Here is a 22,560-nt window from a genome sequence, read left to right on the forward strand (position 1 = left end):
TCCGCAGAGTAGCTGGTACACCATAAAAATCCCAACCAGTGATATTCCAATGGAAGTGCTTGGGAAAGCGTTAAGACCACTCTTGCTATTTTCGATCAGGTTCCAGATAACTGCTATTAAACTTCAGTGATGTTTGATTAAGGTTTACCGCTCGATTGCATTTGGTTTCTATCATGAGCCACTTTCTTTGTTTGGCCCATGATGGAGATTCACCTAGCATTTGAGCAACATAACCGAGCAAGTGACCCGCTCCACGACTCTTGCAGATACAGACCCGAGCAGGAACTCATCCACTCGGGAGCGATGATGGGCCGACATCAGCACCAGATCGATTTCTTTTTTCCTGACGTACTCGACAATCAGCTCTGCCGGTGAGTCTTCATAGACTTTGAGTACCGGTTTGGCATCGTCAGGCAGTTCAGACAAGGCAAATTTTTTAAATTTATGCGCCACCTCATTGACCGCTTTCTGGTGCTCGCTTTCGCTAAAAAAAGACGCCACAAAGGAGTTACTGAAACCCGGCACTACCGTTATCAGGTGCAACTCAGCATCGTTTTCCCGCACTTCACGCAGAGCCAGCTGCAACGCCTGACGGATAAATTCCGGTTCAGTCAGATCTACCGGGACTAGTACTTTCTTGAACATATCTTGTGCCTCGAGAGTAGCCCGGCTGGAATCCAGCCGGGTATGTAAGCGTCTTAGCTTACGTAGTCAACAGGTAGCCGGCTGTGGCTGCACCTCTGAACTTTTCGACGTCGACGCTGAACCATCACCAGTAGCGCCAACAGTGTCAGCGTCGGGATATAGATCAGCTGTTTTGGTGGCTGTGCCTGAGGGATCTCAACAGCAACAACAATCTGATCAAACGCCAGTCCAGCCTTTTCAGCCGGGCTGTCAAAGCCGATATAATCGATCACTGTATTGCCATTATTCGACAGCAGCTCAACCCCTGTGGCGGCCATACGATCTGCACCGCTGGTGCCCTCACCGAGTTCCAGCTTGACCAGGAAGGAGCGGTGATTACCGACATCATCTTCACCATCAATCCAGAAGCGCAGTTCGGTACCGGCAGCCAAGCTATCGGCAACCTGAACCAACTCGGTTGGCGCAACCTGCTGATGCGGCTCAACGATACGGTCCATCCAGAAGCCCGGGCGGAACAATGAGAACGCGATCAGTAACATCAGCGCCGTCTCGTACCAGCGATTGCGGGTCATGAAGTAGCCCTGGGTAGCTGCGGTGAATACCAGAATGGCAACCGTGGCGATAATGAATACCTGAATCCCCTCCAGCCAGCTGACACTGATCAGCAGCAAATCAGTATTGAAGATAAACAGGAATGGCAGTACCGCCGTACGCAAACTGTAAGCAAAGGCAACGAAACCGGTACGGATAGGATCACCACCGGAAACCGCAGCCGCAGCGAATGACGCAAGACCCACCGGCGGAGTAACATCAGCCATAATTCCAAAATAAAATACAAACAGGTGTACCGCGATCAGCGGCACAATAAGGCCGGACTCCTGTCCCAGTGAAACCACTACCGGAGCAAGCAACGAAGACACTACGATATAGTTCGCAGTAGTTGGCAGCCCCATGCCTAGAATCAAACTAAGCACTGCGGTCAGCATCAGCATCAGAAGCAGGTTACCCATTGACAGAATCTCTACCAGATCTGCCAATACAGAGCCAACACCAGTCTGGGAAACCGCACCGACAATAATACCAGCGGTCGCTGTGGCGATACCGATACCGATCATATTACGGGCACCAACAATCAGGCCATCGACCAGCTCACTTGCGCCCTGACGCAGCCGGGCCGCGATATCACCCTGATCACGGAAGTAGGCCAGTAACGGACGCTGGGTTACCAGAATAATAAGCATCAACACGGTCGCCCAGAATGCAGACAGACCCGGCGATAGCCGTTCGATCATCAGGCACCACACCAGTACTACAACCGGCAGTAAAAAGTGCAGACCTGACTTAACCGTCGGCCCTACTTCCGGTAGCTTAATCATCGGCGAGTTAGGATCATCCAGTTCAAGGTCAGGTACTTTTGCTGCAAAGCGAATCAGGTATAAATACACCAGTGCCAGCAACGCCGAGATAACCAGTCCGGCATACGCGCCAAATACAGGCTTGATCCAGCCGATACCGAAGTAGACCCCGGCGGCGATCGCCGCAGTCACCAGGAAGCCAGTGAGCATGCCGATCAGGCGCATCTGCCACGGTTTAACAGCAGAACGGCGTGGCAGCCCCTGCATATCCAGCTTCAGCGCTTCCAGATGCACGATATACACCAGTGCAATGTAGGAGATCAGTGCTGGCAGGAAAGCGTGGGTAATCACTTCAACGTATGAGATGCCAACGTATTCCACCATCAGGAAAGCCGCAGCACCCATAACCGGCGGCATGATCTGGCCATTTACCGAAGACGCCACTTCAACCGCACCAGCCTTCTCAGATGAGAATCCGACGCGCTTCATCATTGGAATAGTAAAGGTTCCGGTAGTCACCACGTTGGCGATAGAAGAACCCGAAATCAGACCGGTCAGGCCGGAAGAAACTACAGCAGCCTTAGCCGGACCGCCGCGCATATGCCCCAGCAGGGAGAACGCAACCTGGATAAAATAGTTACCGGCACCGGCTTTATCCAGCAGCGCGCCAAAGAGTACAAAGAGGAATACAAAGTTTGAAGAAACGCCAAGCGCTATACCAAAAACGCCTTCGGTGGTCAGCCACTGATGGTTAACAAGCTCTTTTAGTGTGATGCCTTTATGCGCAATAATCTCCGGCATATAAGGACCGGCCAGCGAATAGGTCAAAAACACAATCGCGACGATCATCAGCGGAGGTCCCAGAGTTCGCCGAGCCGCTTCCAGTAATAGAAGGATACCAACCACAGAAACCACCAGGTCCTGCATATTCGGCAAGCTCGGACGATCAACCAACTGCTCATAAAACAGGAAAATATAAGATGCGCTAAACGCGCCAAGGAGACAAAGTACAATATCCCTCGACGGGATATGATGGCGTGGCGAATGGGTTAGTGCGGGATAAGCGGTAAATGCCAGAAAAGTGGCAAATCCGAGATGGATGGCGCGCACTTCAGTGTCGTTGAAAATACCAAAGCTGCCGATTACCGGCCAGTCATAGAATGGCAGAGGCGATGCGATCCACAGCTGAAACAGCGACCACAATAGCGCCGCAGCCAGTAATACCTTGCCCTGCCAACCTTCAGGAATGCGGGCACCGGTATCGGTAGCAGCCACCATGTCCTGGAGTTCTTTTTCGTCGGCCTCGGCCTGTCTGCTATGCATATTCATCATATCAGCTCCAAAAAACAAGAATAGAAAAAGAGCCCCCGGAACAGCCATCAGGGTATTTAATACCTATATATTAAATACCTTGGGTGCTAACTGATCCGCGGCCTCTGGAGGGGGTTAACCCCCTATACAGGACTCAATGTATGATTTACATCCAGCCTTGTTCTTTGTAGTAACGAACCGCACCTTCGTGCAATGGTGCAGACAGGCCGTTGGAGATCATCTGCTTTGGGTTCAAGTTGGCAAATGCCGGGTGCAGACGCTTGAAGCGATCTAAGTTATCGAATACCGCTTTCACAACTTGGTAAACAGTATCAGCATCAACGTTGGCTGTAGTTACCATGGTCGCAGCATTACCAAAGGTCACTATATCTTTATCAGTTCCTTTATAAGTACCGCCTTTAATCTTCGCCTCAGCATAGAAATCATTCTCTGCGATAAGCTTGTCGATTACTGTGCCTGTTACAGGAATCACTTTCGCATTACAGGAAGTGGTCGCTTCCTTGATCGCACCAGATGGGTGGCCAACCGCATAGATCATCGCATCAATCTTGTTATCACACAGTGCCTGAGCCTGCTCAGACGCTTTAAGCTCAGCGGCCAGCTTGAAAGTATCTTGGGTCCAGCCTTTCTCGGTCATGATTACCTCCATGGTACCGCGAGTACCGGAACCTGGGTTGGTCATGTTTACACGCTTACCAGCTAGGTCATCGAAAGACTCAATACCTGAGTCTGCACGGGCCACTACAGTGAAAGGCTCGTTGTGTACAGCGAACATTGCGCGCAGATCTTCAAACTTACCTTGAGAAACAAAAGTATCGTGCTTAGCACCGTTCAGAGCGTGGTATTGCCAGTCAGATTGAGCCAGTCCCATATCCTGCTGACCCTGACGGACCGCATTGATGTTCGCTATGGAACCACCAGTAGAAGGTGCAGTGCACTTGATGCCATGATCTTTAGTTTCACGGTTTATTAGACGACAAATGGACTGGCCAACAACGTAATACACGCCTGTTTGACCACCTGTACCGATGGTTACATAGGACTGTTCTGCGCTTGCAGTGGTTGCGGAGAAAGCAGTAGTCAGACCGACCACCGTTGAAAGTAGGGTAATCGTAAGCTTGTTCTTAAGAGACATAGGAGGCCTTTTATAGTTATTGGAAGACCTTACGAACTCTAGCCTCTGCACTGCAAAACAAATACCATGTTTTTTTTGATCTAAGCGTAAGTAAAACTTATGGAGATTGGTTTGTTGGTAAGCCTTGTTGCTGTCGTAGACGAAGGCTCTATTGCAGGGGCTGCCCGGCTCAGATGATTACTCCGGGCGCACTTAGTCAACGCATCCAAGCGCGATAGAGAGAGTTTAACTGCATGCGGCTTAGTCGTGCAGGTGGGACTATAACACTTACAGATGCCCCGAACGGCACAGCCAATTTCCGATTTCAGGTCTCAAGGATGGTACCCCAAGCGCGAATCACTACAATTTTCTTGAATGCATTTAGCACAGCTTCAACTTTGAAACTAAGGTTCATGTCTGCTTTCTGGACCCTGTAAGTAATTCTGTGTAACTGCCAGGGTTAAATGTAATCCGTTAAACGGTCTTCAAACTCGATCATAAATCTATTCAGGGCGGCCTTCCAGTTTCTGATGGGCATCGTCCATTTTTTGGAAGCATCCTGAACCGCCAGATAGATCACTTTTCGTGCTGAGTCATCCGTTGGAAATAGCTTCCGCTTTTTAATCGCCTTACGGATAACGCTGTTCAATGATTCAATGGCATTCGTTGTATAAATAGCCTTGCGTATGTCCTGCGGGTAGTTGAACAGAGTATTCAGATTCTCCCAGTGTGTACGCCATGAACGACTGATTTGGGGATACTTATCGTCCCAGCGTTCTGAGAACTGCTCCAGCGCATGCAGTGCTTCCTCTTCAGTGACGGATTGATAGATCTGCTTGAGATCGCTGGTAACGGCCTTGTAGTCCTTCCAAGGGACATACTTAACCGAGTTGCGAATCATGTGAACGATACAGAGCTGGACCTGCGTCTTGGGGAGCGCTGTATTGATCGCATCGGGAAAGCCTTTTAGACCGTCGACACAAGCGATCAGGATGACTTTAACGCCTCGATTCTGAAGCTCTGTGAGTACGTTTAGCCAGAACTTGGCACCCTCATTTTCAGAGAGCCACAGGCCCAGTAATTCCTTATGGCCTTCAAGGTTAACCCCCAAGGCCAGGTAAACAGCCTTGTTGATGACCTGTTTGTCCTGCCGGATTTTAACGACGATACAGTCCAGATAAACAATCGGATACACCTCATCCAGAGGTCGTGACTGCCATTCGACCACCTGTTCCAGTACGGCGTCCGTGACCTTGGATATGAGGCTGGCAGAGACATCAGCATCGTACATTTCTTTGAAGGTAGCGACGATCTCGCGGGTAGTCATCCCCTTGGCGTACAAACTTAGAATCTTGTCATCCATTGACGTGAAACGTGTCTGCTGTTTTTAACTAACTTCGGCTCAAAGCTGCCATCCCGATCCCGCGGGGCATCAATCTCGAACTGTCCATCTTCGGTACGTAAGGTCTTGCTGGAATAGCCATTACGGCTGTTATCAGAGGGGCTTTTACCATGTCTGTCGTAACCCAGATGTTCATCCAGTTCAGCATTGAGGGCCGTTTCGACGGTGACTTTGGTTATCATGCGCCGAAAGTCATTGAGATCACTTTCGGTTTTGATGCTTTTATCTGCTTCGCGAGCGAAGGCTTCGAGTTGTTTCTTGTCCATGTTGCCTATCCTTAGCCATTTCTGGCTCTATGATAGGCAGTTACACAATTCTATGTACAGGGTCGCTTTCTGGGGTTTGTGAGGATACGGAAGTACCCTAGTGACTCGAACGTTATGTCGCCTAAGGGTCGAGAGCGGACATTGGCTGTAGTTTGAGTGATAGTGGTGCGAATTACGTGAAATCAAAACTGGGGCTAAACGCCCCAGTTAGATCTCCTCGAAGGAAAGTCAGCCCGCAACAACACGAAAGCGTAATGGCTTGCTTCAAGGCCCTTTTTGTGATTCCCGCGCAGTATCGATTCAAACGCTGATCATGTGATTATCCCAGGCGATCGGCTGCCTTAGGAGCAGCGGGATACGCTGTTTTTTGCCTTGGGTCAGATCGTAGCGGTACAGTCGCCCCAGTCCGCTGGAAATCAGAAACTCACCGGTCGCCTCGGTTGCGGCCAGACCGCAGCCGTCCCGGGTTTTGCACTGGTCGATAAACGTATCTGTATAGCTATCCCAGAATGTGACCAGGTCCCCCCGTGGTGAGGATATCGCGACGTACCGTCCGCTGGCGTCAAAGCGTGCGCTGCCACAGTATTGTTTCATCGCCCGGTTGATTGCATCAGGTGCACGCAGGGGCTGAATGACTTGGCCGCGACGATGTAACGCCACCAAAGGCACATCATCGTACTTAGGACCCTGATACTGTAACGCAATTGCTACAGTGCCCGTGTCGTTGACATCCAGATGCCGGATGCTGAGCTGATGCATGTTCGGTGGTAGGGTGACCTGCTCCAGCAGGGTGCCGCTTGTGAGATCAATATAGGCCAGTGAGGGCTGCATGCTGTCCAGATTCAGTTTATCCCGACCCTTGTCTGGATGGGTCAGGATCCCGCCGTTGGCGACAACCAGCGTGTTATCGTCGCTCAACAGTGCCAGCTCATGCGGACCAACCCCGTAAGATGGATGGTCTGCGACGATGTTGAACTGCTGCTGACAATCTCGCACGACGATCCGGCCACTGCCATCGCTGATCTGGTTTTCCGTACTGATCAGGTAACGTCCGTTACGACTGAAAATGGCATGACCGTAGAAGTGACGATCAGGAGCGGATTCAACGCGGTGCAGCAACGTATTCTGACGATAATCCAGCACATCGATATAGGTACCGGGGCGACGTGCCACTGCCGCCAGCCACGTCTCAGATGGATGGGCCGCGACGTGATGTGCACGCGACAATAAAGGATGACTCAGTAACTCCTGACCCTGATCGCTGACCAGTTGCAGGTAGTGCTGCCCCTGATTGTCGGTGGCCGCAGATGCAAAAAGTGGTTGTCCCGGTGACTGACGGGCTAAAAGCGCAGGACTCACCAGCGCTCCCGTCATCAGTAAGCTGAACTGACGGCGATTAATCCCCATCGCGACTGTTGAACCCCAGTTGAATTTCGAGAACCTGCATTGCTTGTTCCAATTCGACGTGCAATATCTTCATCTGATCTGAAATAGCTCGCAATTGCTGATGACCTTTTGGATCTTTGACCGCGTCGAATAGCGGTTTTTCGATGGCTGCCAACTGCTGATCCAGTTCGCTGAAGTGGCTATCAATGGTCTGTGCCAGAGCCCCCTGTCCTTCAGCCTGCAGCAAGGCTTTCACGCTGCTGGTGTCACTGCCGCGGTAGAGCTCCGCCAACGCGGCGAGGTTGATTCTGATATTGCGCAGGGAACGTTCACTGCGCCAGGACTCTGAACGGCGCGGTTTCGCTTTCTGGGCAGACTTGTGTAACGGGCGTAGCAGCTTCAGGTCACGGATGACTTCGACTGGCTCGACCAGCGCTTTCATCAGCTCGGTGGATGCTTCGATGCTGTCTTCGTAGTAATCGCTGCCGTCGGGCGCGCTGTTGATGCGGGGTAACTGTTGAGATGCCCACTCCTGCGCAATCTCATCACTCATGAGGTTGACGTTGGTCGCGATCGCATGGGCCAGCTGGCACCCGTAGGGGCTGAGCGGCTTATCGCTGAACAGCAAGCGTTCCAGTGCCGGCAGGCCTTTGACTGCGATGCTGGCACCACGGAAGTAATCGGCATTTAAGCTGTTCTCATCTTCGGCGCTCAGCAAGGCGTTCAGCTGTTTGCTGGTGAGGTTTTTCTTGTCAGGCCAGAATTGCAGGCTGAAGTTACGCATCAAAAACTCGACCGGACCAAACTGAATATGCTGAATCCCCTGCCAGGCATCCATGGTCTGGTGAAAAGCACTGCGGCTGGCGTTGAGCTGAGCCTCTCCGGGTTGCTGGCACAAGCTGGCAGTAGCCAGCTTCAACTGCTCGCTGCTGGACGCAAGCGATTGATAACGTGGCAGAACATGTTGCTGGCTCAGCTGGACGTTGAGCGTTTGCCATTGGCCAGCCTCAGGTGCTGCGCTAACTGACTGACTCAAAAGCAGCGCGGCGGGTAAAAACAGGGATAAAACGACAGATCGCTTATACATTAAAGGGACTCCAAAAAGCGGATCAGGTTATGACGGTCTTGTTTTGGCATCCGGATCACCGCGTTCCGTGCGGCGGTTGCTTCTCCGCCGTGCCATAAAATCGCTTCGAGTAAATTGCGGGCGCGCCCATCATGCAGGAAAAAAGTATGCCCGTTCACCGTATGCGTCAGGCCAATACCCCAGAGCGGTGCGGTACGCCACTCTTGTCCGGTGGCAGCATATTCCGGACGCTGATCGGCGAGACCTTTCCCCATATCGTGCAGTAATAGGTCGCTGTAAGGCCAGATCTGCTGAGGTTTGTCGTTCTCGGGTTCAGCCGGATCATGGTGAATGGTAAAGCTGGCGCGGTGGCATTGCTGACAGCCGCTACCATAAAAAACTTTCTTTCCGGCTAGTACCTCTGGGGCATCCGTATTTCGACGGGCGGGCACCGCGAGGTTGCGGGTATAGAGCAGCATCAGGTCGGTCATCTGACGGGACGCTTCCAGATTATCGTGACGCTCCGTATTGCCATGGGGCATCTTCAGACAGTCTGACTGTTGCTGGGTGCAGTCGCCGTAAGGGCTTTGAAAGTCCGGGTTGGAGATACCAATATCGCCGTTCAGCGCGCTGTTGTTCTGCTGATTGAGGGTGGCATGTCCGGCTTTCCAGCCAAATCGACCCACATCAACCTGCTGACGGTCCGCATTCCAGACCTCATTAGTACGTCCGGAGATACCGTCATTGTTCTGATCATCCGGGTCGGCCTGTGCCTGAAGATCTTCGCGACTGATCGCTTCCAGCAGGCCTAAGCCAATCATCGGTGGGGCTACACGGGCGGAGAGCTGTGTCTGTGGATGTAGCGGTCCGTATCCCAGATCACTGACGCTGTAGGTCGGTTGTCTTAAGCGTGCGCTTTCACCGTCGGAGAGCGTGATGACCTGCTCTTGATAGTGGATCTGCATCCGACCTTCAGAAGCGATGCCGGGTACGGCAAAGTCCTGTAACTGACCACCGTATGTGGGTTCAGGGATAACGCCCAGCCTGCGCTCATCAATTAGCTTTTGCTGGGTTGTATTTTGCGGCGGAATACTCAGGCGCAAAAACATAGAAACAGCGTTGTCATCCGGCCAGTTAGCCGTGGGTGGATGGCCGCGCCCGTTGTTCAGGTGGCAGCGTTGGCAGGCACGGGCATTATACACCGGTCCTAAACCATCGCTGGCGGTGGTGGCGGTGGGTGCTGATACCCAGAGTTTTTTAAAAATGCCCTGCCCCACCCGAAAATCCAGCTGTTGTTCAAACGGCAGGTTTGAGGATGGATGGAGAAAAGCACGTTTATCGATACGCTTGAGATAGGTTCCCCGGCCACCGGCGTAACGCTCGCCTGCTTCACTGTGGGTGAAGTCTGGCTCGGCTGGCTGGGCGGATACTGCCATTGGGCTGCACATCAGCAACCCGAGTGTCAGTACCGAAAGACGATAGGACATGGGCTCTCGGTTGATATAAGCAATCGTTTGCGCAGTGAATAAAAAAGGGTAGCTTTTGGCTACCCTTCTAGGACTTCAGGCAGATTATTCAGCCATTACAGAGGCTGGGTTATCTAGACTGTCAGACCCTTCCAGTTCGATGTTGTCCAGTTTCAGAGCAACAATCGCCTGTTCGATGGATTTCGTTTCGTCAGTCAGTGCGTCCACCGCGTTCTGAACGATCTGGTTGCCTTCTGGGTTGTTCTCGCCGATCAATACGTCAAACGGGTTACCCGCTTCAGCGGTATCGGCCATCACCTGCATGGCAGCTTCGGTTTTCTCCAGCTTGCCCCGCAGCTCTGCATCAACGGCTGGAGCCGCTGCCTGCACCAGTGCAGACAGGCTTGGGCCTTTGATCATGCTACCGTCGACCCGGGTATATTCACCCAGGTATACGTTCTTAATGCCTTTGGCATCGTAGAAGTGGGACCAGTGGGTGTTATCAGAGAAGCAATCATGTTCTTCTTCCGGATCATGCAGCATCAAGCCCAGTTTGGTACGTTCACCGGCCAATTCACCGTATGCCAGGCTGCCCATACCAGTCAGCATGGTGGACAGACCACCCTGAGGGCCTTTCGCCATCAAATCGGTACGTGCTGCGCCGTTGGTTTTCCAGTTGTCGACCATCTCCTGTAAATCATCAATCAGCAACTCAGTTGCTGCGGACAGATAGTCGCGACGACGGTCACAGTTGCCACCGGTGCAGTTGTTCAGATCAAAATCGGTGACCGGACGGTTGCCCGCACCCGGGTTCGTGCCGTTCAGATCCTGACCCCACAGCAAAAATTCAATCGCGTGGTAACCGGTCGCTACGTTAGCTTCAACGTCATCGATTTCATGCAGGGTTTCAGCCAGCAGTTTTTTGTTGATGGCCGTTGCATCAACGGTCACGCCACCCAGCTTCAGAGTTTTGTTGGCGACGATGTTCGCGGTGTAGTACGGGTTCTCATCCGATTCAGTCCCGTAACCGTTATCCACGTAATCGATCAGGCCTTCATCCAGCGGCCAGGCGTTTACACGGCCTTCCCAGTCATCAACAACCGCATTGCCAAAACGGTACGCTTCGGACTGCTGATAAGGCGCGCGGGCTGCTTTCCATGCTGTTTTTGCGGCATTCAGGTTGGCATCCGTTGGGTTTGCCAGCAGGCGATCAATAGTCGACTGCAGCGTTTGTGCCGTTGTCAGAGAGTCCTCATAAGTGGCCAGCGCAATATCCGCGTAGTTGCCCAGTACTGCATCGGCTGTTGGTGCAGCAGCCTGTTCCTTTTGCATCTGGTCGGCACAGCCGGTAAGCATTGTGGTGCCAATTGCCAGACTGAGTAATGTCGCACGAAATTTCATTGGATCTCTCATCTCTGATAGGGGGTTAATAAGACGTATAGTAATGCAAATGATAATGCTTCTCCATACGAATATTAAAGTCTAGTGGTTTAAAACGTGGTTTCATGATGCGGATCAGGTATTCAGGTGTTGAGATGACGCGGAGAGTGAAGGTTGAGGACGCGGATAAAGGTGATCATCCGCGTCAAAGAGAGAGGCTAGTCAGGCGCTGTCTGAGCGTAGTCTTCCTGCAGGTGCTGGTCTTTGAGTTTCACATAGTTACCCGCGGTATAGGTGAAGAATGAGCGCTCTTTATCGGTCAGTGCCCGTTGTTGCTTCACGGGACGCCCCACGTAGAGATAGCCACTTTCCAGTGTTTTACCCGGGGGTACCAAACTGCCTGCACCGATGATGACTTCATCTTCCACGACGGCACCGTCCATCACCATGGCGCCCATTCCGACCAGAACCCGGCTTCCGATAGTGCAGCCGTGCAGCATCGCCTGGTGGCCGATTGTCACATCATCGCCAATAATCAGAGGATAGCCATCAGGGTTGAACGGACCGGCATGGGTGATATGTAACACAGAACCGTCTTGTACACTGGTGCGCTGACCGATACGGATACGGTGCATGTCACCGCGAATCACCGTCAGCGGCCAGACAGAACAATCTTCGCCCAGTTCGACGTCACCCAGTACAACAGCGCTGGGATCTACAAAGGTGCGCTCACCCAGTTTTGGGGTCATGCCCTGATAAGTACGGATATGCATAGTGAGGGTCCTGTTGAAAACTCAGTGTTGAACCCCATTGTATACTTATTCGAAGCCGCTTCAGAGCGCCTCAGTAGCCCAGTTCATGGAGACTTAAGTCGATGACGAACCCCCTGTTAAACGCTCATATTTTGCCCCCGTTTGCGCAGATCAAGCCGGAACACGTTGAACCGGCGGTTGATAAGCTGCTGGCAGACAACCGTCAAGTGGTTGATATGCTGGTGCAGAAGGTGACCAATCCAACCTGGGATACACTGATTGCTCCGCTGGAGCAGATCAACGATGTGCTGGCAAAAGCCTGGTCGCCGGTTTCCCACATGAACTCAGTCGTCAACAGCGATGAGCTGCGAGAAGCTTACAATGCCTGTCTGCCAAAACTGTCACAGTTCTGGACCGAGCTGGGCCAGAATCAGGGGCTGTACCAGTTGCATCAGCAATACGCGGATAGCGATGAGTTCCAGACTCTGAACACCGAGCAGAAAACGGCGATCGAGCATACGTTGCGCGACTTTAAGCTGTCGGGTATTGCCTTGGCTGCGGATCAGCAGCAGCGCTACGGTGAGCTGCAGCAGCGATTGTCTGAGCTGACCACGAAGTTTTCCGAGAACGTCCTGGATGCCACCAATGCGTGGAGCAAACTCATTAAGGACGAGTCTGAACTGGCAGGCTTGCCAGAGATGGCGATTGCGGCGGCGAAACAAGTTGCTGAAGCGAAAGGTGAAGACGGCTGGATGCTGACGCTGGACTTCCCGTCCTATATTCCGGTGATGACCTACGCGAATAGTCGTGCGCTGCGCGAAGAGGTCTACACCGCGTTTTCCACACGTGCTTCAGATCAGGGGCCTAACGCTGGCGAGTGGGATAACTCGGAGATCATGCGGGAGATTCTGCAACTGCGTCAGGAAAAAGCCAAACTGCTGGGCTTTGATAACTATGCTGAGTACTCACTGGCGACCAAGATGGCCGAAGACCCGGATCAGGTGATTGGATTCCTGCGTGATCTGGCGGCGAAAAGCCATCCTGAAGCAGAGCGTGAATATCAGGAACTTTGTGATTTTGCCCGCGATGAATACGGTATGGAACAGCTGCAAGCCTGGGATGTGACCTATTACGGCGAGAAACTGAAACACGCCCGTTATGAGATCTCTCAGGAGATGTTGCGCCCCTACTTCCCTATGCCCAAAGTGTTGGATGGGTTATTTGAAGTTGCTCAGCGTCTGTTTGGTATCGAGATCTGCGAGATTAAGGACTTCGATAGCTGGCATAAAGATGCCCGTCACTTTGAAGTACGTCGCGACGAAACATTGATTGCCCGTTTCTATCTGGACCCGTTTGCACGTGAGAAAAAACGTGGTGGAGCCTGGATGGACGACTGCCGCGTCCGCCGTCGTCTGGATGATGGCAGCTTGCAGCTGCCGGTGGCGTATCTGGTCTGCAACTTTAATCCGCCGGTGGGCGATGATCCGGCCCTGCTGACCCACAACGAAGTCACGACGTTGTTCCACGAATTTGGGCACGGCATTCATCATATGCTGACGCGCATCGAAACGGCGGATGTCAGCGGTATCAATGGGGTGGCATGGGATGCTGTCGAGCTGCCAAGTCAGTTCCTCGAAAACTGGTGCTGGGAGCCGGAAGCGCTGGCGCTGATCTCCGGGCATTACCAGACCGGCGAGACGTTGCCACGTGAACTACTCGACAAAATGCTGGCAGCGAAAAACTTCCAGTCCGGTATGATGATGGTGCGTCAGCTGGAATTCTCGATCTTTGATTTCCAGCTGCACCGTGAGTTCGAAGCGGGTAAAACCGATATTCAGGCCGTTCTGAACCGGATTCGTGATGAAGTTGCCGTGGTCACTCCACCTGCCTTCAACCGTTTCCAACACAGCTTCAGCCATATTTTTGCCGGTGGTTACGCTGCGGGGTATTACAGCTACAAATGGGCCGAAGTGCTGTCTGCCGATGCCTTCTCTCGCTTTGAAGAGGACGGTATCTTTAACCAGCAGACCGGTGCTGATTTCCTGCATGCCGTACTGGAACAGGGTGGATCGCGTGAAGCGATGGATCTGTTCGTTGAGTTCCGTGGCCGTAAGCCTGAGGTGGATGCGCTGTTACGACACAGCGGTATCACCGTAACTGAGTCTTGATTATGAGTGTTGTAAAACGATTTGTTGCCGGGGCAACCTGCCCTCGCTGTGGGGAGATGGACACCCTGCGCATGTACCGGGATGAAGAGAAAGAGTACCGTGAATGTGTCGAGTGTGATTTCGAGGATGCGATGCGTCTGGACGGAGAGCCTGATGCAGCGGAAGAGTTGGAAACACGGGTAAACCGTGTGCCGGAACCTATTCCGGCGGATGCTCAGCCGCTTAATTTTGTCGCCAATCCGGGCTCCAAACGTCGCGATCACTGATCCTTTCCTGGCTGTTACCAGAGGTGGCTCCGCTGTTACCTCTGGTATCTTTCAATTGTCTATCATAACGTGACTCCGCCTTAACCAGCGGCCTGAAGGCCGAGTCTGGTCTATGCTTACAATCACGTCCGGCCACAAGGTCCGGGTGTCTGGGGCGTTGTATGTTCTTTCGTGGTTTAGAGCACAAATAACAGGCAAAGCATGATACCGCCTGTCAGCGCGATCACCGGAAATCCCAGATCGGGCTTACTCATTCGAATATTCATCGCAACATCTCCTTTGTTAATGAGAAGCATTATCGTGGATTTTGTGCGCTATATCAATACGAATAATTCTCATTTGTGGATTTGTTTCAGACAGCCCGATACCATGCTATCCGGGTGACCAAAATGCACAGCAAATACCTGCGCCGGATCAGGGATCTAGCGATCAGGACGAGGTAGTCTGGAAAGGCTGGCATCACCGCTGATCAATGTTGGAGGTGTATCATGGACACACAGAAATCCGATCAGAAGTCTTCTCTTTGGCACACGCACAACCCTCAAGATACCTTCACCGAGTTGGATACCTCGAATGATGGCTTGACCCATCAGGATGCGATTAAGCGTCAGCAACAATATGGGCCTAACCGAATACCCGAACCGCCCCGTCGTAGTGCGTGGATGCGTCTGCTTTCTCAATTTCACAATGTACTGATCTATGTCTTGCTGGTGGCGGGAGTTGTGACCGCATTGCTGGATCATATGGTGGATGCCTGGGTGATTGCGGCAGTGGTGGTAATCAATGCGCTGGTGGGTTTTGTTCAGGAAGGGAAAGCGGAAAAAGCGATCGACGCTGTGCGTAAAATGCTGTCGCGCCAAGCGACAGTCACCCGCGACGGGCATCGTACACAGATGGATGCGGAGGTGCTGGTCCCCGGTGATGTGGTGTTTGTGCAATCGGGTGATCGGGTGCCCGCTGATCTGCACCTGTTCTGGGTGAAAGACCTGCGTATTGAAGAGGCGGTGCTGACGGGTGAATCAGTGCCGGTGGATAAGAATACCACTCCGGTGGATAAGGATGCCGCGCTGGGTGATCGCTGTAATATCGCGTTTTCCGGTACGTTGGTGACCTACGGGCAAGGGCTGGGGGTGGTGATTGAAACGGGGGCCAAGACAGAAATTGGTCGCATCAGTGCGATGCTGGCACAAGTGACACAGCTGACCACCCCGTTAACCCGTCAGCTGGATATTTTCGCCCGCTGGTTAACGGGGATCATACTGGCCATCGCTGCATTAACCGTGGTATTCGGGGTTTATGTTCACGGTTTTACGCTGGATGAGATGTTTATGGCGGCCGTTGGGTTGGCGGTGGCTGCTATTCCGGAAGGTTTACCTGCTGTCATCACCATTGCGCTGGCGATCGGCGTGCAGCGTATGGCAAACCGGCACGCGATTATTCGGCGCTTACCGGCGGTGGAGACCTTAGGTTCGGTATCCGTGATCTGCTCGGATAAAACGGGCACTCTGACCCGCAACGAGATGACGGTCACTACTGTGGTGACGGCCGATCGGACAGTCGACGTCACCGGGGTTGGCTATAACCCGCATGGTTCATTCATGCTGGGTGAAGAAGACATCGATCCCAACGACTACCCTGCCCTGCGTAAACTCTGTTTGGCAGGATTGTTGTGCAATGATGCTTCGTTGCATGAAACGGACGATGAGTGGCATATCGTGGGTGATCCTACCGAAGGTGCATTAACCGTACTGGGGGTGAAGGCAGGTTTCGATGCGGTGAAAACCCATCTGGAGCGGCCGCGTGATGATTTGATTCCGTTCGAATCTCAGCACCGTTTTATGGCCACACTGCATCATGACCACGATGGCAACGGCATGATTTATGTTAAAGGTGCGATCGAAGCGATCCTGCCGCGCTGCGATCACCAATGGACCGGTGATCAGGATAAAGGGCTGGACAGGGACTTTTGGAAGGCCCAGCAACGCCGTATTGCCCGCCGCGGCCAGCGTACCTTGGCGATCGCCTGCATACCGACCGAAAATGGGCGCCGTTCACTGCGTTTTGATGAGATTGAATCCGGTTTGATTTTACTGGGTGTGGTGGGGATTATCGATCCGCCACGGCAGGAGGCAATTGAAGCGGTGAAGCAATGCCATCAGGCGGGTATCAGCGTCAAAATGATTACCGGTGACCATTCTGAAACAGCGGCTGCAATTGCCAATCAGATGGGGATTACTACGAGTCGGGATGCAATCACCGGTAGTGAGCTGGAGCGGATGAGCGATGAGGAGCTGCAGCAGGCGGTACTGACCTATGATGTGTTTGCCCGCGCCAGCCCTGAGCACAAGTTACGTATCGTGACCGCACTTCAGGCACAGGAAAAAGTGGTGGCGATGACCGGTGATGGGGTCAATGATGCCCCGGCATTGAAGCGCGCGGATGTGGGCGTTGCAATGGGGATCAAAGGCACTGAGGCAGCGAAAGAAGCGGCTGAGATGGTGTTGGCCGATGATAACTTTGCTTCCATTGCACACGCCGTTGAAGAGGGACGTACGGTCTTCGATAACATCAAGAAATCGATTCTGTTTATCCTGCCAACCAACGGCGGTGAAGCCTTAACGGTGATGGCGGCGATTGCCCTGGGTACGATGCTACCGGTGACCGCTGCCCAGATCCTGTGGGTGAATATGATCACCGCGGTGACACTCGCATTGTCGCTCACCTTTGAGCCGACCGAGTCGGGTGTGATGCACCGTATGCCACGTAATACCCGTGCGCCGATTTTGTCGCGCTTTATGACATGGCGAATTGTGTTTGTGTCGTTGCTAATGGTAGCGGGCACCTTCGGGCTCTTTCTCTGGGAAATGGATGCCGGGTCTAGCCTCGAATACTCCCGCACCGTGGCCGTGAATACGCTGGTGATGCTGGAGGTGGTGTATCTGGTTAATACCCGCTATCTCAACGAATCGGTATTGAGCCGCGAAGGTTTGTTTGGCAACCGGTACGTGTTGATGGCGATTGCGCTGGTGCTGTTCTTCCAGCTGATTTTCACTTACACCCCGCTGATGCAGACCTTCTTCCGGGTGGAATCGATCGACATGGCGTCCTGGACACGGATCGTGCTGGTGGCCTTGGTTGTGTTCATCCTGGTTGAACTGGAGAAAAAAGTGATGCGCCCGTTCACCCGGGCACAGATTCCTCAGGTCGAGCAGTCATAACGCTCATCGGGTGGCTTTAGCGGGCTTTTTTGCTGACGTCACCCGGTAGATTACTCCCGCGTAATCATCTGAGATCAACAGACTACCGTCGTGATCGATCATCACGTCAGCGGGGCGTCCCCAGTGGCGTTGCCCGCGTAACCAGCCGCTGATAAAAGGTGTGTGGCTGATTGCTTCGCCTGCTTGGGTTTCAACCCGGACAACCCGATAACCCACTTTCAGGCTGCGATTCCAGGAGCCGTGTTCGGCAATAAACAGGGTGTTGTGTGTGGCATCAGGGAACTGGTCGCCGGTATAGAATGTCAGCCCTAGTGGGGCCACATGTGCGCCTAACTCCAGCACCGGAGCGATGTACTTCCCCTGGCCCTGTTGGCCAAATCGAGGGTCACGAATGTCTTTCGCGTGTACATAAGGGTAGCCAAAGTGCTGGCCTATGTGCGTGCTACGGTTCAGTTCGTCGTCCGGCCGATCGTCGCCCAGATGGTCGCGGCCGTTGTCGGTGAACCAGAGGCTTTTATCTTCTGGATGCCAGGTGAAACCCACGCTGTTACGCACACCTGAGGCCACCACCTGTTGTTCACCGGTTTCAGTATTCAGGCGGAGAATAGATGCAAAACGGGGGTCGCGGGACAGGCAGATATTGCAGGGGGCACCTACGTTCATATACAACCAGCCGTCGGGACCAAATTTGAGATATTTCCAACCGTGATGGGTTTCATCCGGTAACTGATCCGTGAGCAGTTCTGCTGTGGGAGGGTTTTCCAGTCGCGTTACCAGGTTCGGGTAGCGCCAGATCTTATCGACGGCCGCGACATAAAGATCGTTCCCCTGCACAGCGACCCCGCTGGGGAGATTGAGCCCCCGAGCGATCAGGTACTGCTGCTCGTAATAGCCATCGCCGTCCCGATCAAGCAGGGCAACAACTTTACCGGCGCGGCGTGAGCCAACAAACAAGATGCCCTTCCCTTCTGGCGTATCGACGCGTGCCATCTGGCGGGCATTGTCCACCTCTGCTGCAATGCGAATCTGGTAACCCGGCGGCAGCTGCAAACGTTCCAATGGCAATGTGCGGGCGCAGAGCGGCGTACTTATTAGCAGAACAGTCAGAGCGATGGATCGCAGGCTATTGTTCATCGATTCAACCTGTATTGTTGTCGAAATAGTCTGAGATAAACATAGCCTCTGACGAGGCGCTGGGCCAGAATAGCGTCGCCCGGTGATCTCCGGGTTAATATTAACTCATTCCGAATGTTGATCATGTTACTTGAGCTAAAAGAGACCTTCTCACCCGGTGTGCGTTACATGCTGTTATCCGCATTGGGTTTTGCGTTGATGGCCGTGTGCGTCAAAGCGGTGAGTAGCTACGATATTCCGGTATTGGAAATTGTAGCGGCCCGAGCGATCGTATCGCTGGTGATTAGCTATCTGGATGTTAAGCGCAAACGTATTTCACTGTGGGGGACACACAAACCGCTGTTGATCGCCCGTGGTGTGGTGGGGGCGCTGGCGCTGATGTGTGTGTATTTCTCGGTGACCACGCTGCCATTGGCGGAAGCGACGATTCTGCAGTACCTGCATCCGGTATTTACGGCGTTGTTGGCGTTGTTCTTCCTGAAGGAGCGGGTCCAGTATTCCACCATGATTTGTATCGTTCTCAGCATTCTGGGGCTGACGGTGATGGTAAAACCTGATCTGATTTCCGGTTACAGTGTTGAATTACCCTGGATCAGTGTGGCGGCGGCGTTAATCGGCGCGTTAGGCAGTGCGGTGGCCTATGTGATTGTGCGACGGTTGAGTCAGAGCGAAGACAGTTCGGTTATTATTTTTTACTTTCCACTGATCGCCTTGCCGGTGTCGGTCTTCTTGCTGGGTAGTGATTTCGTGATGCCGAACGGTGAGGCGCTTGTTCTGCTGATATTGGTGGGGGTGTTCACGCAGGTGGGACAAGTTGGCCTGACCAAGGCGATGCAGCATGAGAAGGCCAGCAAAGCGACCGCTTACTCGTATGTACAGGTTATTTTTTCGCTTGTACTGGGCGGGGTCTTCTTTGCCGAAATCCCGACACTCTGGACGTTGATTGGGGGTGGGCTGATCATGACCGGGGCGCTGATCAACGTATTGTGGAAGCGTTGAGCAAAGGTTCCGAATTAGCTTGGAAGTCCCGTTCAGAATAAACAAAACCCGGCATATACGCCGGGTTTTTAGTGTTTGATCAGGCGAGCTGTCGCTGAGGCCAGCTATACAAAATCAGGAACTCAAGCATCGAGACCACGACGACTGACGGGCCGGCAGGCGTATCCCATTGATAGGACAGCCCCAGACCAAAAATGACCGCGATACAGCCTAAGATGGCCGCCCCAATGGCCATCTGCTCGGGTGTGCTGGCGAGTCTTCGCGCCGCCGCTGCCGGGATAATCAGCAGTGAAGTAATCAGCATAATACCCACAATCTTCATCGCGACCGCGATGATGACGGCAATCAGCAACATCAGCGCCAGTCGTACCCAGGTCACCCGTACGCCTTCCACCTGGGCCAACTCTTCGTTGATGGTGATCGCCAACAAAGGTTCCCAGAGCTTATAGAGCAGTGCCGCGACCAGAATGCCACCGCCGTATATCCAGTACAGATCTTCCGGGGTCACGGCCAGCAGGTCGCCAAACAGATAGGCCATCAGGTCCACGCGGATATCATCGATCAGTGCGATGGCGACCAGACCCAGCGACAGGCTGCTATGCGCCATAATGCCTAGCAGGGTATCGGTGGCGACTAAATGTTGCCGCTGCAATGTCACCAGTGTCAGCGCGAGAATGACACAGCAGGCGATCACCGCCACGTTCAGGTTAATATCAAACAGGAAACCCAGCGATACCCCCAATAGGGCCGAGTGCGCCAGGGTGTCGCCAAAGTAGGCCATTCGGCGCCATACCACAAACGAACCCAGTGGTCCGGCAATGGCTGCTACACCTAAGCCTCCCAGCAGGGCCAGAATTAGAAAATCAGCCATGATCGTGCTCGCAATGTTCGTGGACAACGTCGCCATGCGTATTGTGGCGATGGTTATGATGATGGTTATACAGCGCCAGTTGTTCGGCACCACGTTGACCAAACAGATCCACAAATGACGGATCGTTGCTGACCTGCTCCGGGTGCCCGGAACAACAGATATGGTGGTTCATGCAGATCACGTGATCGGTGGATGACATCACCAGATGCAGGTCGTGACTGATCATCAGTACGCCACAGTTACGTTGGTCACGGATACGGGCGATCAGCGCATAGAGTTCCAGCTGTCCGTTGATGTCTACGCCCTGCACCGGTTCATCCAGTACCAGCAGGTTTGGATTGCGTAGTAATGCCCGTGCCAGCAGTACCCGCTGCATCTCTCCGCCAGACAATCCGTGAATAGATTCCTTCAGCAATGTTTCTGCGCCTACATCTGAAAGCGCTTCTAACATCAACGATTTATCTTTGCATTGTGCGGTTTGAAGGAAACGTTGCACAGTCAATGGAAAGGTACGATCGATGTGTAACTTCTGTGGCATGTAGCCGATGCGCAGGCCGTCTTCACACCATACATTGCCCGTGGAAGGTTTGGTTAAACCCAATACCACTTTGACCAGCGTGGTTTTACCGGCGCCATTGGGGCCGATTATCGTGGTGATACAGCCTTTATGCAGGGCCATATCGATGTTCTGCAAGACATGGTTACGGCCAAAGTGCAGATTAACCTGTTCCAGGCGGACCAGATCATGATGAGACTTCATTTTTAGGCACGCTCCTGGCAGTTAGGGCAGCAACCGAGCACTTCGATAGATTGTTGCTCCGTGGTAAACCCCAACGCAGATGCTTGCTCGCGGATCAGTGCTTCCGCGGCGCTGCTATCCGCTTCCACGGCAGTGTTGCAGTGGCGGCAGATCAAAAAACAGCCATGATGTGCATCGTCGGGGTGGGGGCAGCCTATAAATGCGTTGAGCATGGCAATACGGTGTACCAGCCCCTGCTCCTGCAAGAAATCGAGTGCCCGATAGACGGTGGGCGGTGCCGAGTTAAATCCGGCCTCTGCCAGCGCGGGCAGGATCTCGTAGGCACCTAAAGGTTTATGGCTCTGCCACACCAGCTTCAGCACCAGCTCACGAATAGGGGTCAGGCGAAGGCTCCGTGCTTTGCACAACGAGCGGGCTTCATCCATCGCTTGTTCAATACATTGGCTGTGATCGTGGTGTGTCTCGAAAGCGATTGTGTCAGCGCACATATAGAGAAAAACCTTCTTGTTTTGTTATAGTATAACGGAACATTTATCAGGATGAACCGACACCATGCGTTTTAAAGCCATTATTGTATTTCTCAGCCTGTTCTTCAGCCAGTTTTCTCTTGCGGCTGACGATGTGAAGGTACTGGCCAGTATTAAACCACTGCAGCTGATCGCTCACGATATTGTAGGAACCACGGGAGAGGTTCAGCTGTTGCTGAAACCGGGTGCATCTCCTCACCACTACTCTATGAAACCGTCGGATATGCGTAAGCTTGCGGATGCGGGGCTTGTGATTTGGGTTGGACCGGAGATGGAGCAGTTTCTGGCGAAATCGCTGCGTACAGTGAAAGCCTCTACCCTGCAGATGGCTGACAACGATGAAGAACACACCGATCATCATACTGATGACCATGCAGACCATGCAGACCATGCAGACCATGCAGACCATGCAGACCATGCAGACCATGCAGACCATGCAGACCATGCAGACCA

Annotated in this window: 17 protein-coding genes and 1 pseudogene; 5 read left to right on the forward strand and 13 right to left on the reverse strand. The window is 53.0% G+C overall.

Annotated elements, in window-relative coordinates; genetic code table 11:
• Positions 1–213: 213 nt before the first annotated feature.
• The 9 genes and pseudogenes from IOQ59_RS16695 to IOQ59_RS16735 form a co-directional block, all read right to left on the reverse strand.
• Positions 214–645, reverse strand: coding sequence for a universal stress protein (locus IOQ59_RS16695; protein ID WP_193954595.1), 432 nt, complete (start codon positions 643–645; stop codon positions 214–216).
• Positions 646–698: 53 nt separating this feature from the next.
• Positions 699–3,329 carry a TRAP transporter permease gene (locus tag IOQ59_RS16700; RefSeq protein WP_371871887.1) on the reverse strand — a complete coding sequence of 877 codons (2,631 nt, stop codon included), beginning with the start codon at positions 3,327–3,329 and terminating at the stop codon, positions 699–701.
• A gap of 148 nt (positions 3,330–3,477) precedes the next feature.
• Positions 3,478–4,467 carry a TAXI family TRAP transporter solute-binding subunit gene (locus IOQ59_RS16705; protein ID WP_193954597.1) on the reverse strand — a complete coding sequence of 330 codons (990 nt, stop codon included), beginning with the start codon at positions 4,465–4,467 and terminating at the stop codon, positions 3,478–3,480.
• Between the two features lie 439 nt (positions 4,468–4,906).
• A pseudogene (locus tag IOQ59_RS16710) lies at positions 4,907–6,114 on the reverse strand (IS256 family transposase).
• Between the two features lie 300 nt (positions 6,115–6,414).
• The gene (locus IOQ59_RS16715) at positions 6,415–7,521 is read right to left on the reverse strand and encodes a DUF1513 domain-containing protein (protein ID WP_193954598.1); all 1,107 of its coding nucleotides are present in this window, start codon (positions 7,519–7,521) and stop codon (positions 6,415–6,417) included.
• Positions 7,511–8,587 carry an imelysin family protein gene (locus tag IOQ59_RS16720; protein WP_193954599.1) on the reverse strand — a complete coding sequence of 359 codons (1,077 nt, stop codon included), beginning with the start codon at positions 8,585–8,587 and terminating at the stop codon, positions 7,511–7,513. The genes IOQ59_RS16715 and IOQ59_RS16720 overlap by 11 nt, the downstream gene beginning before the upstream one ends.
• The gene (locus tag IOQ59_RS16725; protein WP_193954600.1) at positions 8,587–10,053 is read right to left on the reverse strand and encodes a di-heme oxidoreductase family protein; all 1,467 of its coding nucleotides are present in this window, start codon (positions 10,051–10,053) and stop codon (positions 8,587–8,589) included. Before IOQ59_RS16725 ends, IOQ59_RS16720 begins: the two co-directional genes overlap by 1 nt.
• An 84-nt stretch (positions 10,054–10,137) precedes the next feature.
• The gene (locus IOQ59_RS16730; protein WP_193954601.1) at positions 10,138–11,433 is read right to left on the reverse strand and encodes an imelysin family protein; all 1,296 of its coding nucleotides are present in this window, start codon (positions 11,431–11,433) and stop codon (positions 10,138–10,140) included.
• Positions 11,434–11,630: 197 nt separating this feature from the next.
• Positions 11,631–12,185 (reverse strand): gamma carbonic anhydrase family protein, encoded by a 555-nt coding sequence (locus tag IOQ59_RS16735; protein ID WP_193954602.1) that lies wholly within the window; start codon positions 12,183–12,185, stop codon positions 11,631–11,633.
• A gap of 101 nt (positions 12,186–12,286) precedes the next feature.
• Between IOQ59_RS16735 and prlC the strand changes: the two genes are divergently transcribed.
• From prlC to IOQ59_RS16750, 3 genes are all read left to right on the forward strand, one after another.
• A complete protein-coding gene (gene prlC / locus IOQ59_RS16740; protein WP_193954603.1) occupies positions 12,287–14,332 on the forward strand; it encodes an oligopeptidase A in 2,046 nt (681 codons plus the stop codon).
• A gap of 2 nt (positions 14,333–14,334) precedes the next feature.
• The gene (locus tag IOQ59_RS16745) at positions 14,335–14,598 is read left to right on the forward strand and encodes a YheV family putative zinc ribbon protein (RefSeq protein WP_193954604.1); all 264 of its coding nucleotides are present in this window, start codon (positions 14,335–14,337) and stop codon (positions 14,596–14,598) included.
• A 488-nt stretch (positions 14,599–15,086) separates the two neighbouring features.
• Positions 15,087–17,816, forward strand: a complete 2,730-nt coding sequence (locus IOQ59_RS16750; protein WP_193954605.1) for a cation-transporting P-type ATPase — start codon at positions 15,087–15,089, stop codon at positions 17,814–17,816.
• Between the two features lie 3 nt (positions 17,817–17,819).
• Here the strand turns inward: IOQ59_RS16750 and IOQ59_RS16755 are convergent, their stop codons facing one another.
• Positions 17,820–18,950, reverse strand: coding sequence for a PQQ-dependent sugar dehydrogenase (locus IOQ59_RS16755; RefSeq protein ID WP_193954606.1), 1,131 nt, complete (start codon positions 18,948–18,950; stop codon positions 17,820–17,822).
• A gap of 123 nt (positions 18,951–19,073) precedes the next feature.
• Here IOQ59_RS16755 and IOQ59_RS16760 point away from each other — a divergent pair, with 123 nt between their 5' ends.
• Positions 19,074–19,949, forward strand: a complete 876-nt coding sequence (locus IOQ59_RS16760; RefSeq protein WP_193954607.1) for a DMT family transporter — start codon at positions 19,074–19,076, stop codon at positions 19,947–19,949.
• A gap of 79 nt (positions 19,950–20,028) precedes the next feature.
• Here the strand turns inward: IOQ59_RS16760 and znuB are convergent, their stop codons facing one another.
• Genes znuB through IOQ59_RS16775 form a run of 3 tightly spaced genes read right to left on the reverse strand, consistent with a single transcriptional unit; the run spans position 20,029 to position 22,068 of the window.
• On the reverse strand, positions 20,029–20,820 hold the full coding sequence (znuB, locus tag IOQ59_RS16765) for a zinc ABC transporter permease subunit ZnuB (RefSeq protein ID WP_193954608.1): 792 nt from the start codon (positions 20,818–20,820) through the stop codon (positions 20,029–20,031).
• Complete coding sequence (gene znuC / locus IOQ59_RS16770) at positions 20,813–21,580, reverse strand: zinc ABC transporter ATP-binding protein ZnuC (RefSeq protein WP_193954609.1); 768 nt, start codon at positions 21,578–21,580, stop codon at positions 20,813–20,815. The genes znuB and znuC overlap by 8 nt, the downstream gene beginning before the upstream one ends.
• Positions 21,581–21,582: 2 nt before the next feature.
• The gene (locus IOQ59_RS16775) at positions 21,583–22,068 is read right to left on the reverse strand and encodes a Fur family transcriptional regulator (protein WP_193954610.1); all 486 of its coding nucleotides are present in this window, start codon (positions 22,066–22,068) and stop codon (positions 21,583–21,585) included.
• 64 nt (positions 22,069–22,132) lie between these two features.
• On the opposite strand from IOQ59_RS16775, the gene IOQ59_RS16780 reads away from it, so the two are divergent.
• Positions 22,133–22,560, forward strand: a 428-nt coding sequence (locus IOQ59_RS16780) for a metal ABC transporter solute-binding protein, Zn/Mn family (protein ID WP_193954611.1), incomplete at its 3' end; no start/stop codon positions are given.

It is taken from the genome of Pontibacterium sinense (genome assembly GCF_015209595.1).
Lineage (GTDB): Bacteria > Pseudomonadota > Gammaproteobacteria > Pseudomonadales > Balneatricaceae > Pontibacterium > Pontibacterium sinense.

Coding starts and splice junctions, on each gene's coding strand:
- IOQ59_RS16695 (WP_193954595.1), bottom strand. CDS start 645: ATGTTCAAGAAAGTACTAGTCCCGGTAGATCTGACTGAACCGGAATTT.
- IOQ59_RS16700 (WP_371871887.1), bottom strand. CDS start 3,329: ATGAATATGCATAGCAGACAGGCCGAGGCCGACGAAAAAGAACTCCAG.
- IOQ59_RS16705 (WP_193954597.1), bottom strand. CDS start 4,467: ATGTCTCTTAAGAACAAGCTTACGATTACCCTACTTTCAACGGTGGTC.
- IOQ59_RS16715 (WP_193954598.1), bottom strand. CDS start 7,521: ATGGGGATTAATCGCCGTCAGTTCAGCTTACTGATGACGGGAGCGCTG.
- IOQ59_RS16720 (WP_193954599.1), bottom strand. CDS start 8,587: ATGTATAAGCGATCTGTCGTTTTATCCCTGTTTTTACCCGCCGCGCTG.
- IOQ59_RS16725 (WP_193954600.1), bottom strand. CDS start 10,053: ATGTCCTATCGTCTTTCGGTACTGACACTCGGGTTGCTGATGTGCAGC.
- IOQ59_RS16730 (WP_193954601.1), bottom strand. CDS start 11,433: ATGAAATTTCGTGCGACATTACTCAGTCTGGCAATTGGCACCACAATG.
- IOQ59_RS16735 (WP_193954602.1), bottom strand. CDS start 12,185: ATGCATATCCGTACTTATCAGGGCATGACCCCAAAACTGGGTGAGCGC.
- prlC (WP_193954603.1), top strand. CDS start 12,287: ATGACGAACCCCCTGTTAAACGCTCATATTTTGCCCCCGTTTGCGCAG.
- IOQ59_RS16745 (WP_193954604.1), top strand. CDS start 14,335: ATGAGTGTTGTAAAACGATTTGTTGCCGGGGCAACCTGCCCTCGCTGT.
- IOQ59_RS16750 (WP_193954605.1), top strand. CDS start 15,087: ATGGACACACAGAAATCCGATCAGAAGTCTTCTCTTTGGCACACGCAC.
- IOQ59_RS16755 (WP_193954606.1), bottom strand. CDS start 18,950: ATGAACAATAGCCTGCGATCCATCGCTCTGACTGTTCTGCTAATAAGT.
- IOQ59_RS16760 (WP_193954607.1), top strand. CDS start 19,074: ATGTTACTTGAGCTAAAAGAGACCTTCTCACCCGGTGTGCGTTACATG.
- znuB (WP_193954608.1), bottom strand. CDS start 20,820: ATGGCTGATTTTCTAATTCTGGCCCTGCTGGGAGGCTTAGGTGTAGCA.
- znuC (WP_193954609.1), bottom strand. CDS start 21,580: ATGAAGTCTCATCATGATCTGGTCCGCCTGGAACAGGTTAATCTGCAC.
- IOQ59_RS16775 (WP_193954610.1), bottom strand. CDS start 22,068: ATGTGCGCTGACACAATCGCTTTCGAGACACACCACGATCACAGCCAA.